Below are 14,828 nucleotides of genomic sequence, written 5' to 3'. Positions count from 1 at the left end.
CGTTCCAAAAACGTTAACGCGGCTCTGCCGCGATGCGTGAACCAGCCTCGGTGAGCTGGTCCACCAGCGAAGACCAATGTCTTCCCAATTCTTGCGGCATCCATGGCCGCAACACTGACACTGCCGACACCAGATGCGGTGCGAAGACTGAAGTGTTCCAGATTTGCGATTCCCGCATCGATGTCAGCATAAAAACCAGAGCGATCAACACAAGTAGTAACACCCCACGCAGGGCGCCAAACAGTGCGCCCAGCGTGCGGTCAAAGGGCCGCAAACCCACGATCTGAACCAGCTTGCCGATGATGCGAATCACCAGCCCCAAGGCGAAGATGGCGGCAACAAAGACGATCACAAGGCCTGCGGCGATCCGCACGCCCTCGTCCATCTCCTGCATCGGCAACCACATGCCGACCTGTGCACCCCACAGGCGCGCCGCGAAAAAGGCCAGAACCCAGCTGATCAGCGACAGCACCTCGAACACCAGGCCGCGCATGGCGCCGATCAGCACCGATCCCACCAGGATCAAGATAAACACCCAGTCCAGTGCCGACATGTCAATGCTCCATCCACAAGGACCAGGAAGCGCCTGCCAGGGCCCGCACCCGGCAAGGGGTGCCATGCAATGTCAACGCGCAGTAGAAAGGTGTCACAACGAAAAGCAGTAGGCAGCGACGCCAGTCTTACATCGGCAGTAAAGCAGCAGGCAGGCCCTGGGCGCGCACCTTGGCTGCGGCGCTGTCAGCCTCTTCCTTGCTGTTGAAAGGACCCACGCGCACACGGATGCGGTTGCCCGCCGCCGTCTTGACCGACTGCGTATAGGCTGGCACGCCGGCCATCTGCAGCTTGGCACGCACCTCGGCGGCCTTGCTCTCTTCGGCAAACGCGCCCACCTGGATCGCATAGCGGCTGGCTGCCGCTGCCGGCTTGGCAGCGGGCGCAGCGGCTGCTGCTGCCGCAGGCGCACTGGCAGTGCGGCCTTCCATCATCGCGCGGACCCGGTCGGCTTCGTCATCGCGCTTGGGCTTGGCGGGTTCTGCCGGCTTGGGCTTGGGCTCTTCCTTGGGCTTGGCCTCAGGTTTGGGCTCGGGCTTGGGTTCGGGTTTAGGAGCCGGCTTGGGCTCAGGCTTGGGTTCTGGTTTGGCAGCGGGCTCTGGTTTGGCCGCTGGCTCGGGATTGCTGGTCGTGGTGGCAGGCTTTTCAGCGGGTTTGCTGGCGGCAGCCGATGCTGCGGCGGCGGTCGCGGCGGCTGCTGCAGTGGCGCCAGCCGCTGTAGAGGCCGTGGCAGCAGGGCTGGCCGCACTGTTTCTTGTGCCGACAATCTCTTCGCCCGCATCCAGGCCATTGTCATTGCCGGAATGGCTGCCGTGCGACGCTGCGGCATTAGACGACGGCGGTACGGCCAGGGCGGCTACGCGCTCGCGGTCCGGGATCTCGATCGAGGCATTGACCGGCACGGGGCGCGGCTGGGTGTCGAACAGCATCGGAAAGCCGATGATGGCCGCCAACACCAGCACCGTGGCACCGATCAGGCGATGGCGCGCGCGGCGTCGCATGGCCTCCACGCTTTCGGCAGGATTGCTGCGCGGCGCACGAATGACGCGCGGGCTCTCCGCTTCCTGTTGCTTTTTACCGGGCCATCGAAGATTGAAAATTGCCATGGACGATTGGAGGTCGAGCTTGAAAAATGCGGCTGCGGAGCGCCCCACCTGGGGCCGCCATCAGTTCAGGTGCTTGGCATCGAGCCGTGGCACCCCATCCTTCAACACCCCGCCTACCGTGTAGAACGAGCCGAAAACGACGATTCTATCAGCGGGCCCCGCCGCTTCGACGGCCGCCTGGAATGCAGCCATCGGGTCAGGGTAACAAGCTGTAGCCACATCGCGGCGCTGGTCGGACAGCAGGTGCACGGCATTCCATTTGGACTGCAGGTCTGCTGCCTTCTCGGCGCGGTCGGTCGGCAGGTCGCAGAAATACCAGCGGTCCACCAGGGGGCCGACCTTGCGCAGCATCGGCGTCAGGTCCTTGTCATGCATGGCACCAAAGATCGCATGGGTGGTGGGAAAGTAGCCCATCGCATCCAGGTTGGCTGTCAGCGCAGCAATCGCATGCGGGTTGTGCGCCACATCCAGCACCAGGGCTGGCTGGCCGGGCACGATCTGGAAGCGGCCGGGCAGCTCCACCATCGCCAGGCCATTGCGCACGGCCTGGGCCGTAACCGGCAGCACCTGGCGCAGCGCCTCATAGGCGGCCAGCACGCCGGAGGCATTGACCAGCTGGTTGGCCCCGCGCAGCGCCGGGTAGGCCATGCCGGCGTAGCGGCGGCCCCGCCCCGCCCAGCTCCACTGCTGCTTGTCGCCTTCATAGTTGAAATCGCGGCCAAAGCGCCACAGGTCTGCGCCAATGCTTTGCGCATAGTCGATCACGCTTTGCGGCGGCACCGGGTCGCTGACGATGGCCGGTTTGCCCGGGCGCATGATGCCGGCCTTCTCGCGGCCGATCGATTCGCGGTCGGGCCCCAGCAGGTCCATATGGTCCAGATCGATGCTGGTGATGATGGCGCAGTCCGTGTCGATCATATTGGTGGCATCGAGCCGGCCGCCCAGGCCCACTTCCAGGATCGCCACATCCAGCTTGGCCTGGCTCAGCAGGCGCAGGATTGCCAGCGTGGTGAACTCGAAATAGCTCAGCGAAATCTCGGGCGCCTGCAGGCGGGCCGCTTCCACCGCTTCGAAATGCGGCAGCAGATCGGCCGCCGAGACAATCTCGCCATGCACGCGGCAGCGCTCTTCAAAATGCACCAGGTGGGGCGAGGTGAACACCCCGGGGCGGTAGCCGGCTTCCAGCGCCACGGCTTCCAGCATGGCGCAGGTCGAACCCTTGCCATTGGTGCCCGCCACCGTGATCACCGGGCAGGGAAAGCGCAGCGCCAGGCGCTCGGCCACGGCCTTGACGCGGGTCAGCCCCATGTCAATGGTTTTGGGATGAATCTGCTCGCAGTGGCTCAGCCACTGGTCCAAGGTATCGAAACGGGTTTGCATGGGGCCAGATTGTCGCGTAATTGCGGCTGTGTCATCATTGTTCCCCATGAGTAACCACACCATCGCCGTCTACGGCATCCCCAACTGCAGCACCGTCAAAAAAGCCCGTACCTGGCTCGATGCGCAGGGCGTTCAGCACCAGTTCCACGATTTCAAGAAAGCCGGCGTCCCCGCCAGCCACCTGCCCGACTGGATCGCCAAGGCGAGCTGGGAAAAGCTGGTCAACCGCCAAGGTACCACCTGGCGCAAGCTGGACCCTGCCGTGCAGCAGGCCGTGGCCGATGCAGAAAGCGCCAGCGCGCTGATGATTGCCAACCCCAGCGTGATCAAGCGCCCGGTGGTGGAATGGGCCGATGGCTCCGTCACCGTAGGCTTTGATGAGGCGGTCTGGAGCAGCAAGATCGCCTGAGCGGTTACAGCTGGGCCGTGTTGACCGGTGCTTTACGCTGCGACATGGCACAGATACACGCCAGGGGCAGCATATGTGCATGCTGAACTTAATGCCTGCAGCCGAGTCTTAAAAATTTGTGCAGGCGGTGTAAAGCGTGTCGCCCAGACTCGGTACTGGCGCGTTGAGCACCCAGCAACTTATCGCTTTTTTGGAGGCATTGATGCCACATCTGCTCTCAGCCCGCCTGATCGTGCTGGCTGCGCTGTCCACCTTGGCGGCAGCCAGCCCCTCGGTCTGGGCCCAAAATTACTCGCCCTCGTCTGATCCCTTCTTGCCGCAGCAGGCGCCTGGCGCGCAGCCACCACTGCCAGCGGGCGAGCAGCCTTATGGCCGCGTGCTGTCGGTCACGCCGGCCTACCGCCAGGTCAATACGCCGCAGACCGTCTGCAATGACCAGCAGGTCTATACCGGCCAGCGCACCTCCGGCGTGGGCGCCATTACCGGCGCCGTTGTCGGTGGTTTGCTGGGCAATGGCATCGGCCATGGTTTTGGCCGCGCTGCAGCCACCGGCGCAGGCGTGATCGCCGGCTCGGCCATTGGCAACCAGCTCGAAGGCGGCACGCCCAGCTACCAAACGGTACGGCAATGTGCCAACCAGTACACCACGCAAAACCAGCCCGATGGCTACAACGTGGAGTATGAATATGCAGGCCGCCGCTACAGCACGCGCACGGCCACCGCCCCCGGGGAATGGCTGCCGCTGAGCGTGCAGCCTGCCGCTGCAGCCTATGACAACCCACCCCAGGACTATGCCAACACAGTGCCCGAGCCCGGCGTTGTCGTCAGCAGCCAGCCGGTCTACCAGCAGCCGGTATATATGGCACCGCCCCCCGTCTATGTCGCGCCGGCGCCTGTGTACTATGCGCCACCGCCCGTCATGCTGCAGCCCTCGGTGCAGATTGGCGTGGGTGGCTATTGGGGCGGCCATCGCGGCCACTGGCGTTAAATTGGCGCGCCCGCGCCTCCCCATGCCACGCATCCTGGCATGACAACCAGCAGCAGTGCAGACGCCCTGCTGCTTTTTTTATGCCTGCCATGCCGCTCAACTGCCCCACCATGTTCCAGAGACGGGCAAAGGCCTCGCCTACAATGGCGGTTTTCCTCCTTTTACCTGTTGTCCTCCATGATCACTGAGAGCATTGACGGCGTACGCCTCACCACCAAGGCCAATGTTTATTTTGATGGCAAGTGCGTCAGCCACAGCTACCAGCTGGCCGATGGCACCAAGCAATCGGTCGGTGTGGTGCTTGCAGCCACCTTGACCTTTGGCACGGCCGCCGCCGAGATCATGGAATGCGTTGCCGGCGCCTGCGAGTACAAGCTCGACGGCAGCGACGCATGGCAAAAGTCCGGCCCTGGCGAGAAGTTCAGCGTTCCGGCCAACAGCAAGTTCGACATCCGCGTGGCCGAGGCCTACCACTACATCTGCCACTACGCCTGATTTTTGGGGGCCGGCGCAGTGCTACCGAGCGCATGCCTCCCACTGCACGGCGCTGGCCGGGCTGACCGCTGAACCAGCCCACACCCCGACAGCACCGCAGCAGCGCCCGTTTTTAGAGAAAAGCCACACCATGGAAACCATCCTGCAACATGTTCCCGTCGGCCAGAAGGTCGGCATCGCCTTCTCCGGCGGCCTCGACACCAGCGCAGCGCTGCGCTGGATGAAGAACAAGGGCGCCCTGCCCTATGCCTACACGGCCAACCTGGGCCAGCCCGATGAGTCCGATTACGACGAAATCCCGCGCAAGGCCATGGAATACGGTGCCGAGAAGGCCCGCCTGATCGACTGCCGCAGCCAGCTGGCCAACGAAGGTATCGCCGCCATCCAGGCCGGCGCCTTCCACATCTCCACCGGTGGCATCACCTACTTCAACACCACGCCGCTGGGCCGTGCCGTGACCGGCACCATGCTGGTGGCCGCGATGAAGGAAGACGACGTCAACATCTGGGGCGATGGCTCGACCTTCAAGGGTAATGACATCGAGCGTTTCTACCGCTACGGCCTGCTCACCAACCCCGCGCTGAAGATCTACAAGCCCTGGCTGGACCAGACCTTCATCGACGAGCTGGGCGGTCGCGCCGAGATGTCGGCCTTTATGACCAAGGAAGGCTTTGGCTACAAGATGAGCGCGGAGAAGGCCTACTCGACCGACTCCAACATGCTGGGCGCCACCCATGAAGCCAAGGACCTGGAGTTCCTCAACAGCGGCATCCGCATCGTCAACCCCATCATGGGCGTGGCATTCTGGAAGCCCGAAGTCGAAGTCAAGGCCGAGGAAGTCTCCGTCACCTTCGAAGAAGGCCGCCCTGTGGCCCTGAACGGCCAGCGCATCGAAGACCCTGTGGCCTTCTTCCTGGAAGCCAACCGCATCGGCGGCCGCCACGGCCTGGGCATGAGCGACCAGATCGAGAACCGCATCATCGAAGCCAAGAGCCGCGGCATCTACGAAGCCCCCGGCATGGCCCTGCTGCACATCGCCTACGAACGCCTGGTGACCGGCATCCACAACGAAGACACCATTGAGCAGTACCGCATCAACGGCCTGCGCCTGGGCCGTCTGCTGTACCAAGGCCGCTGGTTCGACCCACAGGCCATCATGCTGCGCGAAACCGCCCAGCGCTGGGTGGCCCGCGCCATCACCGGCACGGTGACCCTGGAGCTGCGCCGCGGCAATGACTACTCGCTGCTGAACACCGAATCCTCCAACCTGACCTACAAGCCAGAGCGCCTGTCGATGGAAAAGGTGGAAGACGCGCCATTCAGCCCTGCCGACCGCATTGGCCAGCTGACCATGCGCAACCTGGACCTGATGGACACCCGCGACAAGCTGGCCATTTACACCCAGACTGGCCTGCTGACCGCCAGCGGCAGCCACGCGCTGCCCCAGTTGGGCAACGACAAGAAGTAATTCCGCCAGCGGAGTACTTCCCATAAGCAAAACCGCTGTGCGCCTGCCAAGGCCACAGCGGTTTTTTTATCGTCTGAATGCGCTGGGGAAGAACGGCGTTCAGGCCTCGGCCACCAGGTAGACCTTCTTCACAAAGCTGTCCACCTCCCAATGGCCGGTCCAGCCCTCGGGCATGATGAAATGGTCGCCGACGCCAAAGCGGTGCACGGTGCCGTCGGGGTCGACCAGGCGGCAGTCGCCTTCGACGATGACGCAAAACTCGATATAGCCCTGCACATTGGAGCTGAAGTGGCCGGCGGTGGACTGCCAGGTGCCCGAGCTCACCTTGCCGCCCAGGCCTTCGAACACATTCATGGTCTGGTACTCGGTATCGCCGCTGATCGGGCGGCTGGGTTTGCCGATGACGGGATTGACCAGGGTCTTGGCGGGCCAATGGATGATGGAGATCTTGGAATCGGCGGAGCGGGGATGGGACATGGCGGGGATCAAGGAGCTTGTGCAAATGCGCAAGCAGGCATTATCTGGCAGAGCTGCTGCGCGGCGCTTTGCCCGTTTGTGAAAAGCCCAAGAAAAGGCAGCTCCGATGGAGCCGCCTGCTTGTATCTGGCACGCCTGCAGGCGCTTCAGATGGAAGATCAGTGGAACTGCTCTTCTTCGGTCGAGCCGGTCAGCGCCTTGACGCTGGACGAGCCGCCCTGGATCACCGTGGTCACATCGTCGAAGTAGCCTGCGCCCACTTCCTGCTGGTGCGACACAAAGGTGTAGCCTTGCTCGCGGGCAGCGAATTCTGGCTCCTGGATCATCTCCACATAGTGCTTCATGCCTTCGCCACGGGCATAGGCGTGGGCAAACTTGAAGGTGTTGTACCAGTTGCTGTGGATGCCGGCCAAGGTGATGAACTGGTACTTGTAGCCCAGCGCAGCCAGTTCGTCCTGGAACTTGGCAATCGTGGCATCGTCAAGGTTCTTCTTCCAGTTGAAGGAAGGCGAGCAGTTGTAGCTCAGCAGCTTGCCAGGGCTGGCGGCATGCACCGCCTGGGCGAACTCACGGGCAAAGCCCAGGTCCGGCGTGCCGGTCTCGCACCACACCAGATCGGCATAGGGCGCGTAGGCCACGCCACGGCTGATCGCCTGCTCCAGACCGTTCTTGACGCGGTAGAAACCTTCTTGCGTGCGCTCACCCACCAGGAAGGGCTTGTCATTGGCGTCGTGGTCGCTGGTGATCAGGTTGGCCGCTTCGGCATCGGTGCGGGCCAGCACGATGGTGGGCACGCCCATCACATCGGCAGCAAAGCGCGCAGCGATCAGCTTCTCGCAGGCTTCATGCGTAGGCACCAGTACCTTGCCACCCATGTGGCCGCACTTCTTGACGGCCGCCAGCTGGTCTTCAAAGTGCACGCCAGCAGCGCCCGAGGCAATCATGTTCTTCATCAGCTCGAAGGCATTCAGCACGCCGCCAAAGCCCGCTTCGGCATCGGCCACGATGGGCAGGAAGTAGTCGATGAACTCCTTGTCGCCCGGGTTCACGCCCTTGGCCCACTGGATTTCGTCAGCGCGCTTGAAGGTGTTGTTGATGCGGCGCACCATGGTGGGCACCGAGTCATAGGCGTAGAGCGACTGGTCGGGGTACATGGTCTCCGAGGTGTTGCCATCGGCCGCCACCTGCCAGCCCGACAGATAAACCGCTTCCAGACCCGCCTTGGCCTGCTGCATGGCCTGGCCGGCAGTGATCGCACCGAAGGCATTCACATAGCCCTTCTTGGCGCCGCCATTGATCTTGTCCCACAGCACCTGGGCACCGCGCTGGGCCAGGGTGTACTCCGGCTGCACGCTGCCACGCAGACGCACCACATCAGCGGCCGAGTAACCGCGCTTGACGCCCTTCCAACGGGGGTTTTGCGCCCAATCCAATTCAAGGGCGGCAATTTGCTGTTCGCGGCTGAGTTGCTGGTTCAGTTTCTGAGACATGGGGGACTCCTGTGGTCAAGTTGGATGAACTAACGGATCGAAAACCGGTGGACAGATACCGTCTGTCCATGGCTTTAACTGTACGCCTGCCCCACCGAATATTTTTGTCTTATGTCTTATATAAGACTAATTTTTTACCATTCAAAATCAAAGAACTACTAACACTATTTCGCATTGAGAAATGCCATTTCTCGTATTGAGAAATATTGACGCACTGCAATATCAGGATATTTCACAATATGAGAATCCGTTTTCAGAACCGCTGCTGTCCAGACTGCCGCAGCGTTGCCTGCCAGAGGTTGGCCAATTGCGGCATGATGCGGATGGCCCATTGTGCAAAGCGGATGTGACAGGTTTCTTGCGCTGGCGCCCTCTGCCCTGATCGCCTTGCACGCCCTTACCGTCTTTGCACCCATGCGCATCCATAGCAAGCCCCTGGCTTATTTCTACCTGGCACTCAGCATGTCGCTGGTGGGCGCCTACGTCGCGCTCTCCAAACCACTCGCCGCCACCTTTCCGGTTCTGTTGCTGGCCTGGCTGCGTTTTGGCATTGGCGGGGTGGCCATGCTGGGCTGGCTCAAACGCCCGGCCACCGAAGCGCCTTTGCCCGCCAAGGCCAAGGGGCTGCTGTTTCTGGAATCCTTTTTTGGCAACTTTCTCTTCACGCTGTGCATGATCACCGGCGTGTCGATGACCAGCGCCGTCACCGCGAGTGTCACGATGGCGACCATTCCTGCCGCCATTGCGCTGCTCAGCTGGTTGGTGCTCAAGGAGCGCATCAGCCTGCGCGTGATGATTGCCATCAGCCTGGCGGTGCTGGGCATCGTGCTGCTGGCCTTTGCCAAGCCCGGCGCCAGTGACCATGCGGGCGCTGTGGCAGAGGCAGACCCCAGCAAGCACTGGTTGGGGCAGCTCCTCCTGGTGGGCGCGGTGCTTTGCGAGGCCTGCTACGCCGTCATCGGCAAAAAACTCACCAGCAGCCTGAGCCCCAAGCGCATTGCGGCGCTGATCAACCTCTGGGGTTTTGTGCTGACCCTGCCTTTTGGCCTGTACCTGGCTTGGCAGTTTGACTTTGGGCAAGTGGGCATCGCCACCTGGTTGCTGCTGCTGGGCTATGCCTTGGCGGCCTGCATGGTCACCGTCTGGCTCTGGATGACCGGGCTGCAGGTGGTGCCCGCCTCGCAAAGCGCCGTGTTTACGGTGATGCTGCCACTGTCCACCGCGCTGGTCGGGGTGGTGTTTCTGGGCGAAACGCTCAACGGCCTGCAGATGCTGGCCTTTGCAATTGCCGTCTCCAGCCTGGCACTGACGACCTTGCCAATGCCCCTCCGTGGCAGAGGACAGACAGTTTTGCAACGAGACCCGGATTGACACGGCTTTGGGAGCCAGTACCATGCTCCAAGGGAAAATGCTCTAATCTGACCAGAATCAACGCCCTAAGCTACAAGTTGATAGCTTTGATCCATCAACAAAGGTTAGCGAAGCTAAAACAAGCAACATTTCGAGGCAAAAAAATGCCGCGCTCCCTTGGAAAGCGGTTTTTTTGCCGTTAGCATGGCTGTAACCAGCGGAGGACGCCTCTGGCTGGCATAGAGATATTGACACAAGGAAACCAAAACATGGCAACCGCATCCAAGACCGCAGCGCCTGCAAAGAAGCGCACCCCCAATGCAGCTTTCATGAAGCCGCTGACCCCTAGCGCCGAACTGGGCGCCGTTGTGGGCACCGCTCCGCTGCCACGCACGGAAATAATCAGCAAGCTGTGGGTCTACATCAAGGCCCACAATCTGCAAGACGCCGCCAACAAGCGCATGATCAACGCCGATGACAAGCTCAAGAAGGTGTTTGGCAAGCCCCAGGTGTCGATGTTCGAGATGGCCGGCCTGATCGGCAAGCACGTCAAGTAAGTCGTAGTGAGCTTCCGCAGTGCAGGCCTTTGCACTGCCCCTCAAGAAACCAGCATCAACCATGCTGGTTTTTTTACGTCTGTGCATCCGTTGCGGGCGACTTCTCCTGTGCAAGGCCAAGACTGCTGCTTGCGCGTTGGTTGATGGCACTGAGCGTCCATACCTTCCCGCCGTTCGCGCGTATCCCCGCGCTTTCAGAGCAGATTCGCTCAGCATTCCGCCATCCTTGCCTGACTTGCCTGGTGTATCAGCTCCTCCTCAGGGCCCTCAGTCAGCAGATTTTTCTGTAACGAGGCTTTCATCACCTCATTTCACAAATCATTGATTCATAACAATAAATATGATCAATCTTGCGTAGACGCATAGGCTATCGCATACATCTTTGCCACAGCATCCCTATTGCGGTCAGGAGATTATTGCGAATGCGACAAATTCTTATTTATAATTCGCTTCAGTTATTCACTAGCCAGCCACCACGCTGTTCATCCGACCATGATCGTTTGTGTTTGCCGCCGAGTCTCGGACAAAGAGATTGCTCGCCACGCGCATGCAGGGATGTCGTTCGATGAGATCCAGTTCGAACTGGGTGTTGGACTGCAATGCGGCTGCTGCGAAGGTTGCGCCCGCGATGTGGTCGAGCAGTGCAGCGCGTCGCGTCCGGTTGCCGCCTTGCGCAATGAGGCAGCAGTGCATCCGGTCCAGCTTGCCACCACCATCATGGAAAGCAAAGCATGGAACTCTTCGCCGCTGTCTTCGGTAGCCTGATTCTCGTCGCTGCCTCTCTCTGGTGGGTCTTTCAGAAGTAAGCCACCAACGCATTGATATGCCGTGCTGCGGCTTCAAGCTGCAGCATTTTTTATTGCCCTTATGCTTTCACCAGACCCTTACAGCCCCTCCAAAAAAATGGGGCGCAATATCGTGGTTACGGGTTCGGTGCTGGCAGCGCACGTTGCAGGTCTTTGGGCCTTGCAGGCAGGCCTGCTCAAAAGTGCAGCCATCGAGATGCCCAAGCCCGAGCCGGTCATGGTGCAGTTGATTGCGCCCGAGCCCATGCCCGTGGTTGCGCCGCCCCCTCCTCCGACACCCAAGCCACCGCCGCCGGCACCGAAGCCGCCGCCAAAGCCGACGCCCAAGCCAGTCCCCAAACCTGCGCCCAAACCCCAGGCCATCAAGGACCCGACGCCTGCGCCTAACGCAGTCACTGGCACCACCGAGGCCCAGCCGCCGGCACCGCCCATTGAGGCACCGCCGCCCGCGCCACCCTCGCCACCACCAGCTCCGCCGGCACCGCCTGCGCCTCCACCACCACCGGTGATCCAGCTGCCGTCGAGCAATGCCGCCTACCTGAACAATCCCGCTCCGCAGTACCCGGCGATCAGCCGCCGTATGGGTGAGACCGGGACGACGATCGTGCGTGCCTACATTGACGAAGAGGGCAAGCCTCAGGAGCTGCAACTCAAGCAGTCCAGTGGCTATGACCGTCTGGACCAGGCCGCCATGGATACGGTGCGCAAATGGCGCTTCAAGGCCGGCACCTCCAACGGAACTCCCCGGCCCATGTGGGTCAACGTGCCCATCAAGTGGGAACTCAATTAAATCGAACGGAAATAGGATCAGTTATGGACTCGCAATTCGGCATCGCCCACGTCTGGGCTCAGGGAGATTTCGTGACCAAGACGGTTGCCGTCATTCTGGTGGCCATGTCTCTCGCTTCCTGGATCGTGATCGTCATCAAGGCGCTCGACATCATGCGTTTCAAGAAATACGCCCGCAATGCGCAGGACTTCTGGCACAGCGCGGACTTCGCAGCCGGCCTGAACAAACTGGGCGAGCAAGGCGACAACCCCTTCCGCCAGTTGGCCATCGAAGGCCGTGAAGCCACTGCCCACCACCGCAAGACTGCTGAACACCTGCATGACTCGTTGGACGTCAGCGACTGGATCACACGCTGCCTGCGCAATGGCATCGATGAGTTCACCGCCCGCGCCCAATCCGGCCTAGCCGTGCTCGCATCGGTGGGCTCCACGGCTCCGTTCATCGGTCTGTTTGGCACGGTCTGGGGCATCTACCACGCGTTGGTGGCCATCGGCATGTCAGGTCAATCCTCGATCGACAAAGTCGCCGGTCCCATCGGCGAGGCACTGATCATGACCGCGCTGGGCCTGGCGGTTGCGATTCCCGCCGTGCTGGGTTACAACGCGCTGGTGCGTGGCAACAAGTCGGTGCTTAACCGCCTCAACAGCTTTGCCCATGACCTGCATGCATTCTTCGTCACCGGCACCCGTCTGAACGTCGATACCAGCAAGCCAGGCGCCGTGGTCACGCCGCTCAAGAAAGGTGCCTGATCATGGCTTTTGGAACGCAAGACGATGCCGATGAGGTCATGAACGAAATCAACATGACGCCGCTGGTCGACGTCATGCTGGTGCTGCTCATCATCTTCATCATCACCGTGCCGGTGATGAAGCACTCGGTCAACATCGACCTGCCGCGCGCCGTCAACACGCCGGAAGATGCCAAGCCGGACACCATCCAGCTGGCCATCCTGCCCGACGGCAGCTACAACTGGAATGGCAAGGCCGTGACCGACGCCGAGCTGGAAGCCAATATGCAGGCCGAAGCCAGCAAGGAACCCCAGCCCGAGCTGCACATCCGCGGTGCCCGCGATGTGAAGTACGAAAAAGTGGCCCAGGCCATGGCCGCTGCCCAGCGCAGCAACCTCAAGAAGATTGGCTTCATCACCGACCAGGTGGGCGAGTAAACAGCTCCCCCTCCCAGCAAGGGCTCCAGCAGGAGCCCTTTTTTGACCGGATCCAGACCAGATCAGGTTTACCCGCAGTGACGCCCAAGCGACGCCAGCAGCCCGCTTGCTCTGCCTAAACTGGGCCGCAGGACAAGCGCCATGGCGACCTGTACTGGCCGAAGCAGCGGCGGGCAAACCGACCATCACCAGCGCCTCCCCCAACTATCACTAGATTGAGGAGACACCGATTGATGAAGACGTCCCGCACCCAGCCATCCCCAACCCCCTTGCGCCGGCGCCAGATGCTGCGCCTGGCCGTGGCCAGTGCCGCTGCCGCCAGTGGGCTGCCGCTGGCCACCGTCGCGCGTGCAGCCAGCGACAAGGCCAGCTTCCCGGCCAAGCCGGTGCGCGTGATCGTGCCCTTCGCCCCCGGGGGTGCCACCGATGTGCTGGCGCGCGGGGTCAGTGACCGGTTGGGCCAGCAGTTGGGCCAGCCTGCCATCGTCGACAACCGCCCTGGCGCCGCAGGGCTGCTGGCCTGCGATGCCGTGGCCAAGGCGGCGGCCGATGGCCATACCCTGACCCTGGGGACGACCAGCACCATGCTGTCCAACCAGTTCATGTTCAAGAAAATGGCCTATGACCCGCAAAAGGACATGGTGCCCGTGGTGCGCATCTGCTGGGCGCCTATTGTGCTGGTGACCAACAGCCAGGTGCCCGCGCGTAATTTACGTGAGTTGATTGCCTACATCGGGGCCAACAAGGGCAAGCTCTCGTACGGCAGCTACGGTATTGGCTCGCAAGGCCACCTGGTGCTGGCCAGCCTGAGCAACCTGACGAATGCCGACATGAGCCACATCGCCTATAAGGGCGAGGCGCCGATGGTGCAGGATCTGGTGGGCGGCCAACTGATGATGGGCATTGGCAGCATTCTCTCGCTCAAACAGCATATCGACAGCGGCAAGCTGCGCGCGATCAGCTTTACCGGCCCTAATCGCGTGCCCGCGCTGCCGGATGTACCCACCTTTGCCGAGCAGGGCCACAGGGAAGATGCGTTCACCATCTCCGGCTGGCTAGGCATCGCCGCCACCGGGGGAACGCCTGCGGCTATCGTTGAGCAGCTCGCTGCCGAAGTGCGCAAGGCCCTGCAGACCCGCGAGGTGAATGCCCGGGTGTTGGTTGCCGGTTTTGTGCCGTTTACCGACGACAGCCCGGCAGGCTTTCAAGCTGACTGGACGCGGGAGCTGCCGATCTGGAAAAAGCTGCTGGTCGATGCCGGCGTGCAACCCACCTGAGCCCCAGAATCCTGCGGAGCGCGTCTGTCAGCGCGTCAAACGGTATTCAGCCACGGTCGCCAACGCCTGCACCGTGGCTTTTTGACTTTTACCAAGGCAAATTTCAAATAAACACTGGACTTCACGAATACGAATCGTTATCATTTGCTTCAGTTTTATCCCTGTGAGTACTGCCATGCAAACCATCGCCCTACCCGCCACCCCGCTTGCCGCTGCCAGCAAGAGTGCCAGCGCGTCCCAAGGCCATGCCACGCAATCGGCTGCCCTTGAGAGCAGTGCGCTGCTGCAAGGTGCCAAAGCGGTATCCATCGTGCACAACGGTGCCATTTACCGTTTGCAAACTACCAAGCTCGGCAAGCTCATCCTGACCAAGTAAACCTGCATCGCCCGCCTCTGGCTGCGCTACCTCATCCAAGGGGCTTGGCGGCAAGCGAAGCACTCTGGGCTTCCCCCAGTTTCCCGGACACTTTGCCTAGCCCTTTAAACGTTGCCGCTCCTCGAATTGAACCGGGCTAAGG

At 61.6% G+C, this 14,828-nt stretch carries 19 protein-coding genes; 12 read left to right on the top strand and 7 right to left on the bottom strand.

Annotation, left to right across the window (positions count from 1 at the left end; genetic code table 11):
- Positions 1-13: 13 nt before the first annotated feature.
- The 3 genes from LPW39_RS14195 to folC form a co-directional block, all read right to left on the bottom strand.
- The gene (locus LPW39_RS14195) at positions 14-553 is read right to left on the bottom strand and encodes a CvpA family protein (protein WP_230776177.1); all 540 of its coding nucleotides are present in this window, start codon (positions 551-553) and stop codon (positions 14-16) included.
- Positions 554-680: 127 nt separating this feature from the next.
- Positions 681-1,553, bottom strand: a complete 873-nt coding sequence (locus LPW39_RS14190) for an SPOR domain-containing protein (RefSeq protein WP_407928845.1) — start codon at positions 1,551-1,553, stop codon at positions 681-683.
- 165 nt (positions 1,554-1,718) lie between these two features.
- Positions 1,719-3,038 (bottom strand): bifunctional tetrahydrofolate synthase/dihydrofolate synthase, encoded by a 1,320-nt coding sequence (gene folC / locus LPW39_RS14185; protein WP_230776173.1) that lies wholly within the window; start codon positions 3,036-3,038, stop codon positions 1,719-1,721.
- A 46-nt stretch (positions 3,039-3,084) separates the two neighbouring features.
- Here folC and LPW39_RS14180 point away from each other — a divergent pair, with 46 nt between their 5' ends.
- From LPW39_RS14180 to argG, 4 genes are all read left to right on the top strand, one after another.
- Positions 3,085-3,447, top strand: coding sequence for an ArsC family reductase (locus tag LPW39_RS14180; RefSeq protein ID WP_182323643.1), 363 nt, complete (start codon positions 3,085-3,087; stop codon positions 3,445-3,447).
- A gap of 202 nt (positions 3,448-3,649) precedes the next feature.
- Positions 3,650-4,435, top strand: coding sequence for a glycine zipper 2TM domain-containing protein (locus tag LPW39_RS14175; protein ID WP_230776171.1), 786 nt, complete (start codon positions 3,650-3,652; stop codon positions 4,433-4,435).
- Positions 4,436-4,612: 177 nt separating this feature from the next.
- Positions 4,613-4,930, top strand: coding sequence for a pyrimidine/purine nucleoside phosphorylase (gene ppnP / locus LPW39_RS14170; protein ID WP_230776163.1), 318 nt, complete (start codon positions 4,613-4,615; stop codon positions 4,928-4,930).
- Between the two features lie 130 nt (positions 4,931-5,060).
- On the top strand, positions 5,061-6,398 hold the full coding sequence (argG, locus tag LPW39_RS14165) for an argininosuccinate synthase (RefSeq protein ID WP_133855521.1): 1,338 nt from the start codon (positions 5,061-5,063) through the stop codon (positions 6,396-6,398).
- A gap of 99 nt (positions 6,399-6,497) precedes the next feature.
- Here argG and LPW39_RS14160 read toward each other — a convergent pair whose 3' ends face one another.
- The 3 genes from LPW39_RS14160 to LPW39_RS14150 all read right to left on the bottom strand — a co-directional run bounded on the left by LPW39_RS14160 (position 6,498) and on the right by LPW39_RS14150 (position 8,781).
- Positions 6,498-6,875 carry a cupin domain-containing protein gene (locus LPW39_RS14160; RefSeq protein ID WP_230776161.1) on the bottom strand — a complete coding sequence of 126 codons (378 nt, stop codon included), beginning with the start codon at positions 6,873-6,875 and terminating at the stop codon, positions 6,498-6,500.
- Positions 6,876-7,033: 158 nt separating this feature from the next.
- Entirely contained in the window at positions 7,034-8,365 is a 1,332-nt protein-coding gene (gene aceA, locus LPW39_RS14155) for an isocitrate lyase (RefSeq protein ID WP_116924135.1), read from the bottom strand.
- A gap of 164 nt (positions 8,366-8,529) precedes the next feature.
- On the bottom strand, positions 8,530-8,781 hold the full coding sequence (locus tag LPW39_RS14150) for a hypothetical protein (RefSeq protein WP_230776151.1): 252 nt from the start codon (positions 8,779-8,781) through the stop codon (positions 8,530-8,532).
- Here LPW39_RS14150 and LPW39_RS14145 point away from each other — a divergent pair.
- From LPW39_RS14145 to LPW39_RS14115, 7 genes are all read left to right on the top strand, one after another.
- Positions 8,780-9,736, top strand: coding sequence for a DMT family transporter (locus tag LPW39_RS14145; RefSeq protein WP_230776149.1), 957 nt, complete (start codon positions 8,780-8,782; stop codon positions 9,734-9,736). The genes LPW39_RS14150 and LPW39_RS14145 overlap by 2 nt on opposite strands.
- A gap of 248 nt (positions 9,737-9,984) precedes the next feature.
- Entirely contained in the window at positions 9,985-10,272 is a 288-nt protein-coding gene (locus tag LPW39_RS14140) for an SWIB/MDM2 domain-containing protein (protein WP_133855525.1), read from the top strand.
- A gap of 492 nt (positions 10,273-10,764) precedes the next feature.
- Positions 10,765-11,037, top strand: a complete 273-nt coding sequence (locus tag LPW39_RS14135) for a (2Fe-2S)-binding protein (protein WP_021028611.1) — start codon at positions 10,765-10,767, stop codon at positions 11,035-11,037.
- A gap of 102 nt (positions 11,038-11,139) precedes the next feature.
- The gene (locus LPW39_RS14130; protein WP_116924137.1) at positions 11,140-11,868 is read left to right on the top strand and encodes an energy transducer TonB; all 729 of its coding nucleotides are present in this window, start codon (positions 11,140-11,142) and stop codon (positions 11,866-11,868) included.
- A gap of 23 nt (positions 11,869-11,891) precedes the next feature.
- A complete protein-coding gene (locus tag LPW39_RS14125; protein ID WP_230776147.1) occupies positions 11,892-12,617 on the top strand; it encodes a MotA/TolQ/ExbB proton channel family protein in 726 nt (241 codons plus the stop codon).
- A 2-nt stretch (positions 12,618-12,619) separates the two neighbouring features.
- Positions 12,620-13,033, top strand: coding sequence for an ExbD/TolR family protein (locus tag LPW39_RS14120; RefSeq protein WP_230776145.1), 414 nt, complete (start codon positions 12,620-12,622; stop codon positions 13,031-13,033).
- 233 nt (positions 13,034-13,266) lie between these two features.
- Positions 13,267-14,310, top strand: coding sequence for a Bug family tripartite tricarboxylate transporter substrate binding protein (locus LPW39_RS14115; RefSeq protein ID WP_230776143.1), 1,044 nt, complete (start codon positions 13,267-13,269; stop codon positions 14,308-14,310).
- A gap of 27 nt (positions 14,311-14,337) precedes the next feature.
- Here the strand turns inward: LPW39_RS14115 and LPW39_RS14110 are convergent, their stop codons facing one another.
- On the bottom strand, positions 14,338-14,487 hold the full coding sequence (locus LPW39_RS14110; protein WP_230776141.1) for a hypothetical protein: 150 nt from the start codon (positions 14,485-14,487) through the stop codon (positions 14,338-14,340).
- On the opposite strand from LPW39_RS14110, the gene hemP reads away from it, so the two are divergent.
- Positions 14,486-14,686: a hemin uptake protein HemP gene (gene hemP, locus LPW39_RS14105; protein WP_230776139.1), complete on the top strand. Its 201-nt coding sequence runs from the start codon at positions 14,486-14,488 to the stop codon at positions 14,684-14,686. The two genes, LPW39_RS14110 and hemP, sit on opposite strands and share 2 nt — an antisense overlap.
- The last annotated feature ends 142 nt before the right edge of the window (positions 14,687-14,828 follow it).

Origin of the sequence: Comamonas koreensis (assembly GCF_021026195.1) — a bacterium.
GTDB classification, from domain to species: domain Bacteria; phylum Pseudomonadota; class Gammaproteobacteria; order Burkholderiales; family Burkholderiaceae_C; genus Comamonas; species Comamonas koreensis.
This window is presented reverse-complemented; position numbering and strand designations above follow the sequence as displayed.

Bases quoted from the DNA above. Each gene is read 5' to 3' on its own strand.
- LPW39_RS14195 (WP_230776177.1), bottom strand. From the start codon at position 553: ATGTCGGCACTGGACTGGGTGTTTATCTTGATCCTGGTGGGATCGGTG.
- LPW39_RS14190 (WP_407928845.1), bottom strand. From the start codon at position 1,553: ATGCGACGCCGCGCGCGCCATCGCCTGATCGGTGCCACGGTGCTGGTG.
- folC (WP_230776173.1), bottom strand. From the start codon at position 3,038: ATGCAAACCCGTTTCGATACCTTGGACCAGTGGCTGAGCCACTGCGAG.
- LPW39_RS14180 (WP_182323643.1), top strand. From the start codon at position 3,085: ATGAGTAACCACACCATCGCCGTCTACGGCATCCCCAACTGCAGCACC.
- LPW39_RS14175 (WP_230776171.1), top strand. From the start codon at position 3,650: ATGCCACATCTGCTCTCAGCCCGCCTGATCGTGCTGGCTGCGCTGTCC.
- ppnP (WP_230776163.1), top strand. From the start codon at position 4,613: ATGATCACTGAGAGCATTGACGGCGTACGCCTCACCACCAAGGCCAAT.
- argG (WP_133855521.1), top strand. From the start codon at position 5,061: ATGGAAACCATCCTGCAACATGTTCCCGTCGGCCAGAAGGTCGGCATC.
- LPW39_RS14160 (WP_230776161.1), bottom strand. From the start codon at position 6,875: ATGTCCCATCCCCGCTCCGCCGATTCCAAGATCTCCATCATCCATTGG.
- aceA (WP_116924135.1), bottom strand. From the start codon at position 8,365: ATGTCTCAGAAACTGAACCAGCAACTCAGCCGCGAACAGCAAATTGCC.
- LPW39_RS14145 (WP_230776149.1), top strand. From the start codon at position 8,780: ATGCGCATCCATAGCAAGCCCCTGGCTTATTTCTACCTGGCACTCAGC.
- LPW39_RS14150 (WP_230776151.1), bottom strand. From the start codon at position 8,781: ATGGGTGCAAAGACGGTAAGGGCGTGCAAGGCGATCAGGGCAGAGGGC.
- LPW39_RS14140 (WP_133855525.1), top strand. From the start codon at position 9,985: ATGGCAACCGCATCCAAGACCGCAGCGCCTGCAAAGAAGCGCACCCCC.
- LPW39_RS14135 (WP_021028611.1), top strand. From the start codon at position 10,765: ATGATCGTTTGTGTTTGCCGCCGAGTCTCGGACAAAGAGATTGCTCGC.
- LPW39_RS14130 (WP_116924137.1), top strand. From the start codon at position 11,140: ATGCTTTCACCAGACCCTTACAGCCCCTCCAAAAAAATGGGGCGCAAT.
- LPW39_RS14125 (WP_230776147.1), top strand. From the start codon at position 11,892: ATGGACTCGCAATTCGGCATCGCCCACGTCTGGGCTCAGGGAGATTTC.
- LPW39_RS14120 (WP_230776145.1), top strand. From the start codon at position 12,620: ATGGCTTTTGGAACGCAAGACGATGCCGATGAGGTCATGAACGAAATC.
- LPW39_RS14115 (WP_230776143.1), top strand. From the start codon at position 13,267: ATGAAGACGTCCCGCACCCAGCCATCCCCAACCCCCTTGCGCCGGCGC.
- hemP (WP_230776139.1), top strand. From the start codon at position 14,486: ATGCAAACCATCGCCCTACCCGCCACCCCGCTTGCCGCTGCCAGCAAG.
- LPW39_RS14110 (WP_230776141.1), bottom strand. From the start codon at position 14,487: ATGGCAGTACTCACAGGGATAAAACTGAAGCAAATGATAACGATTCGT.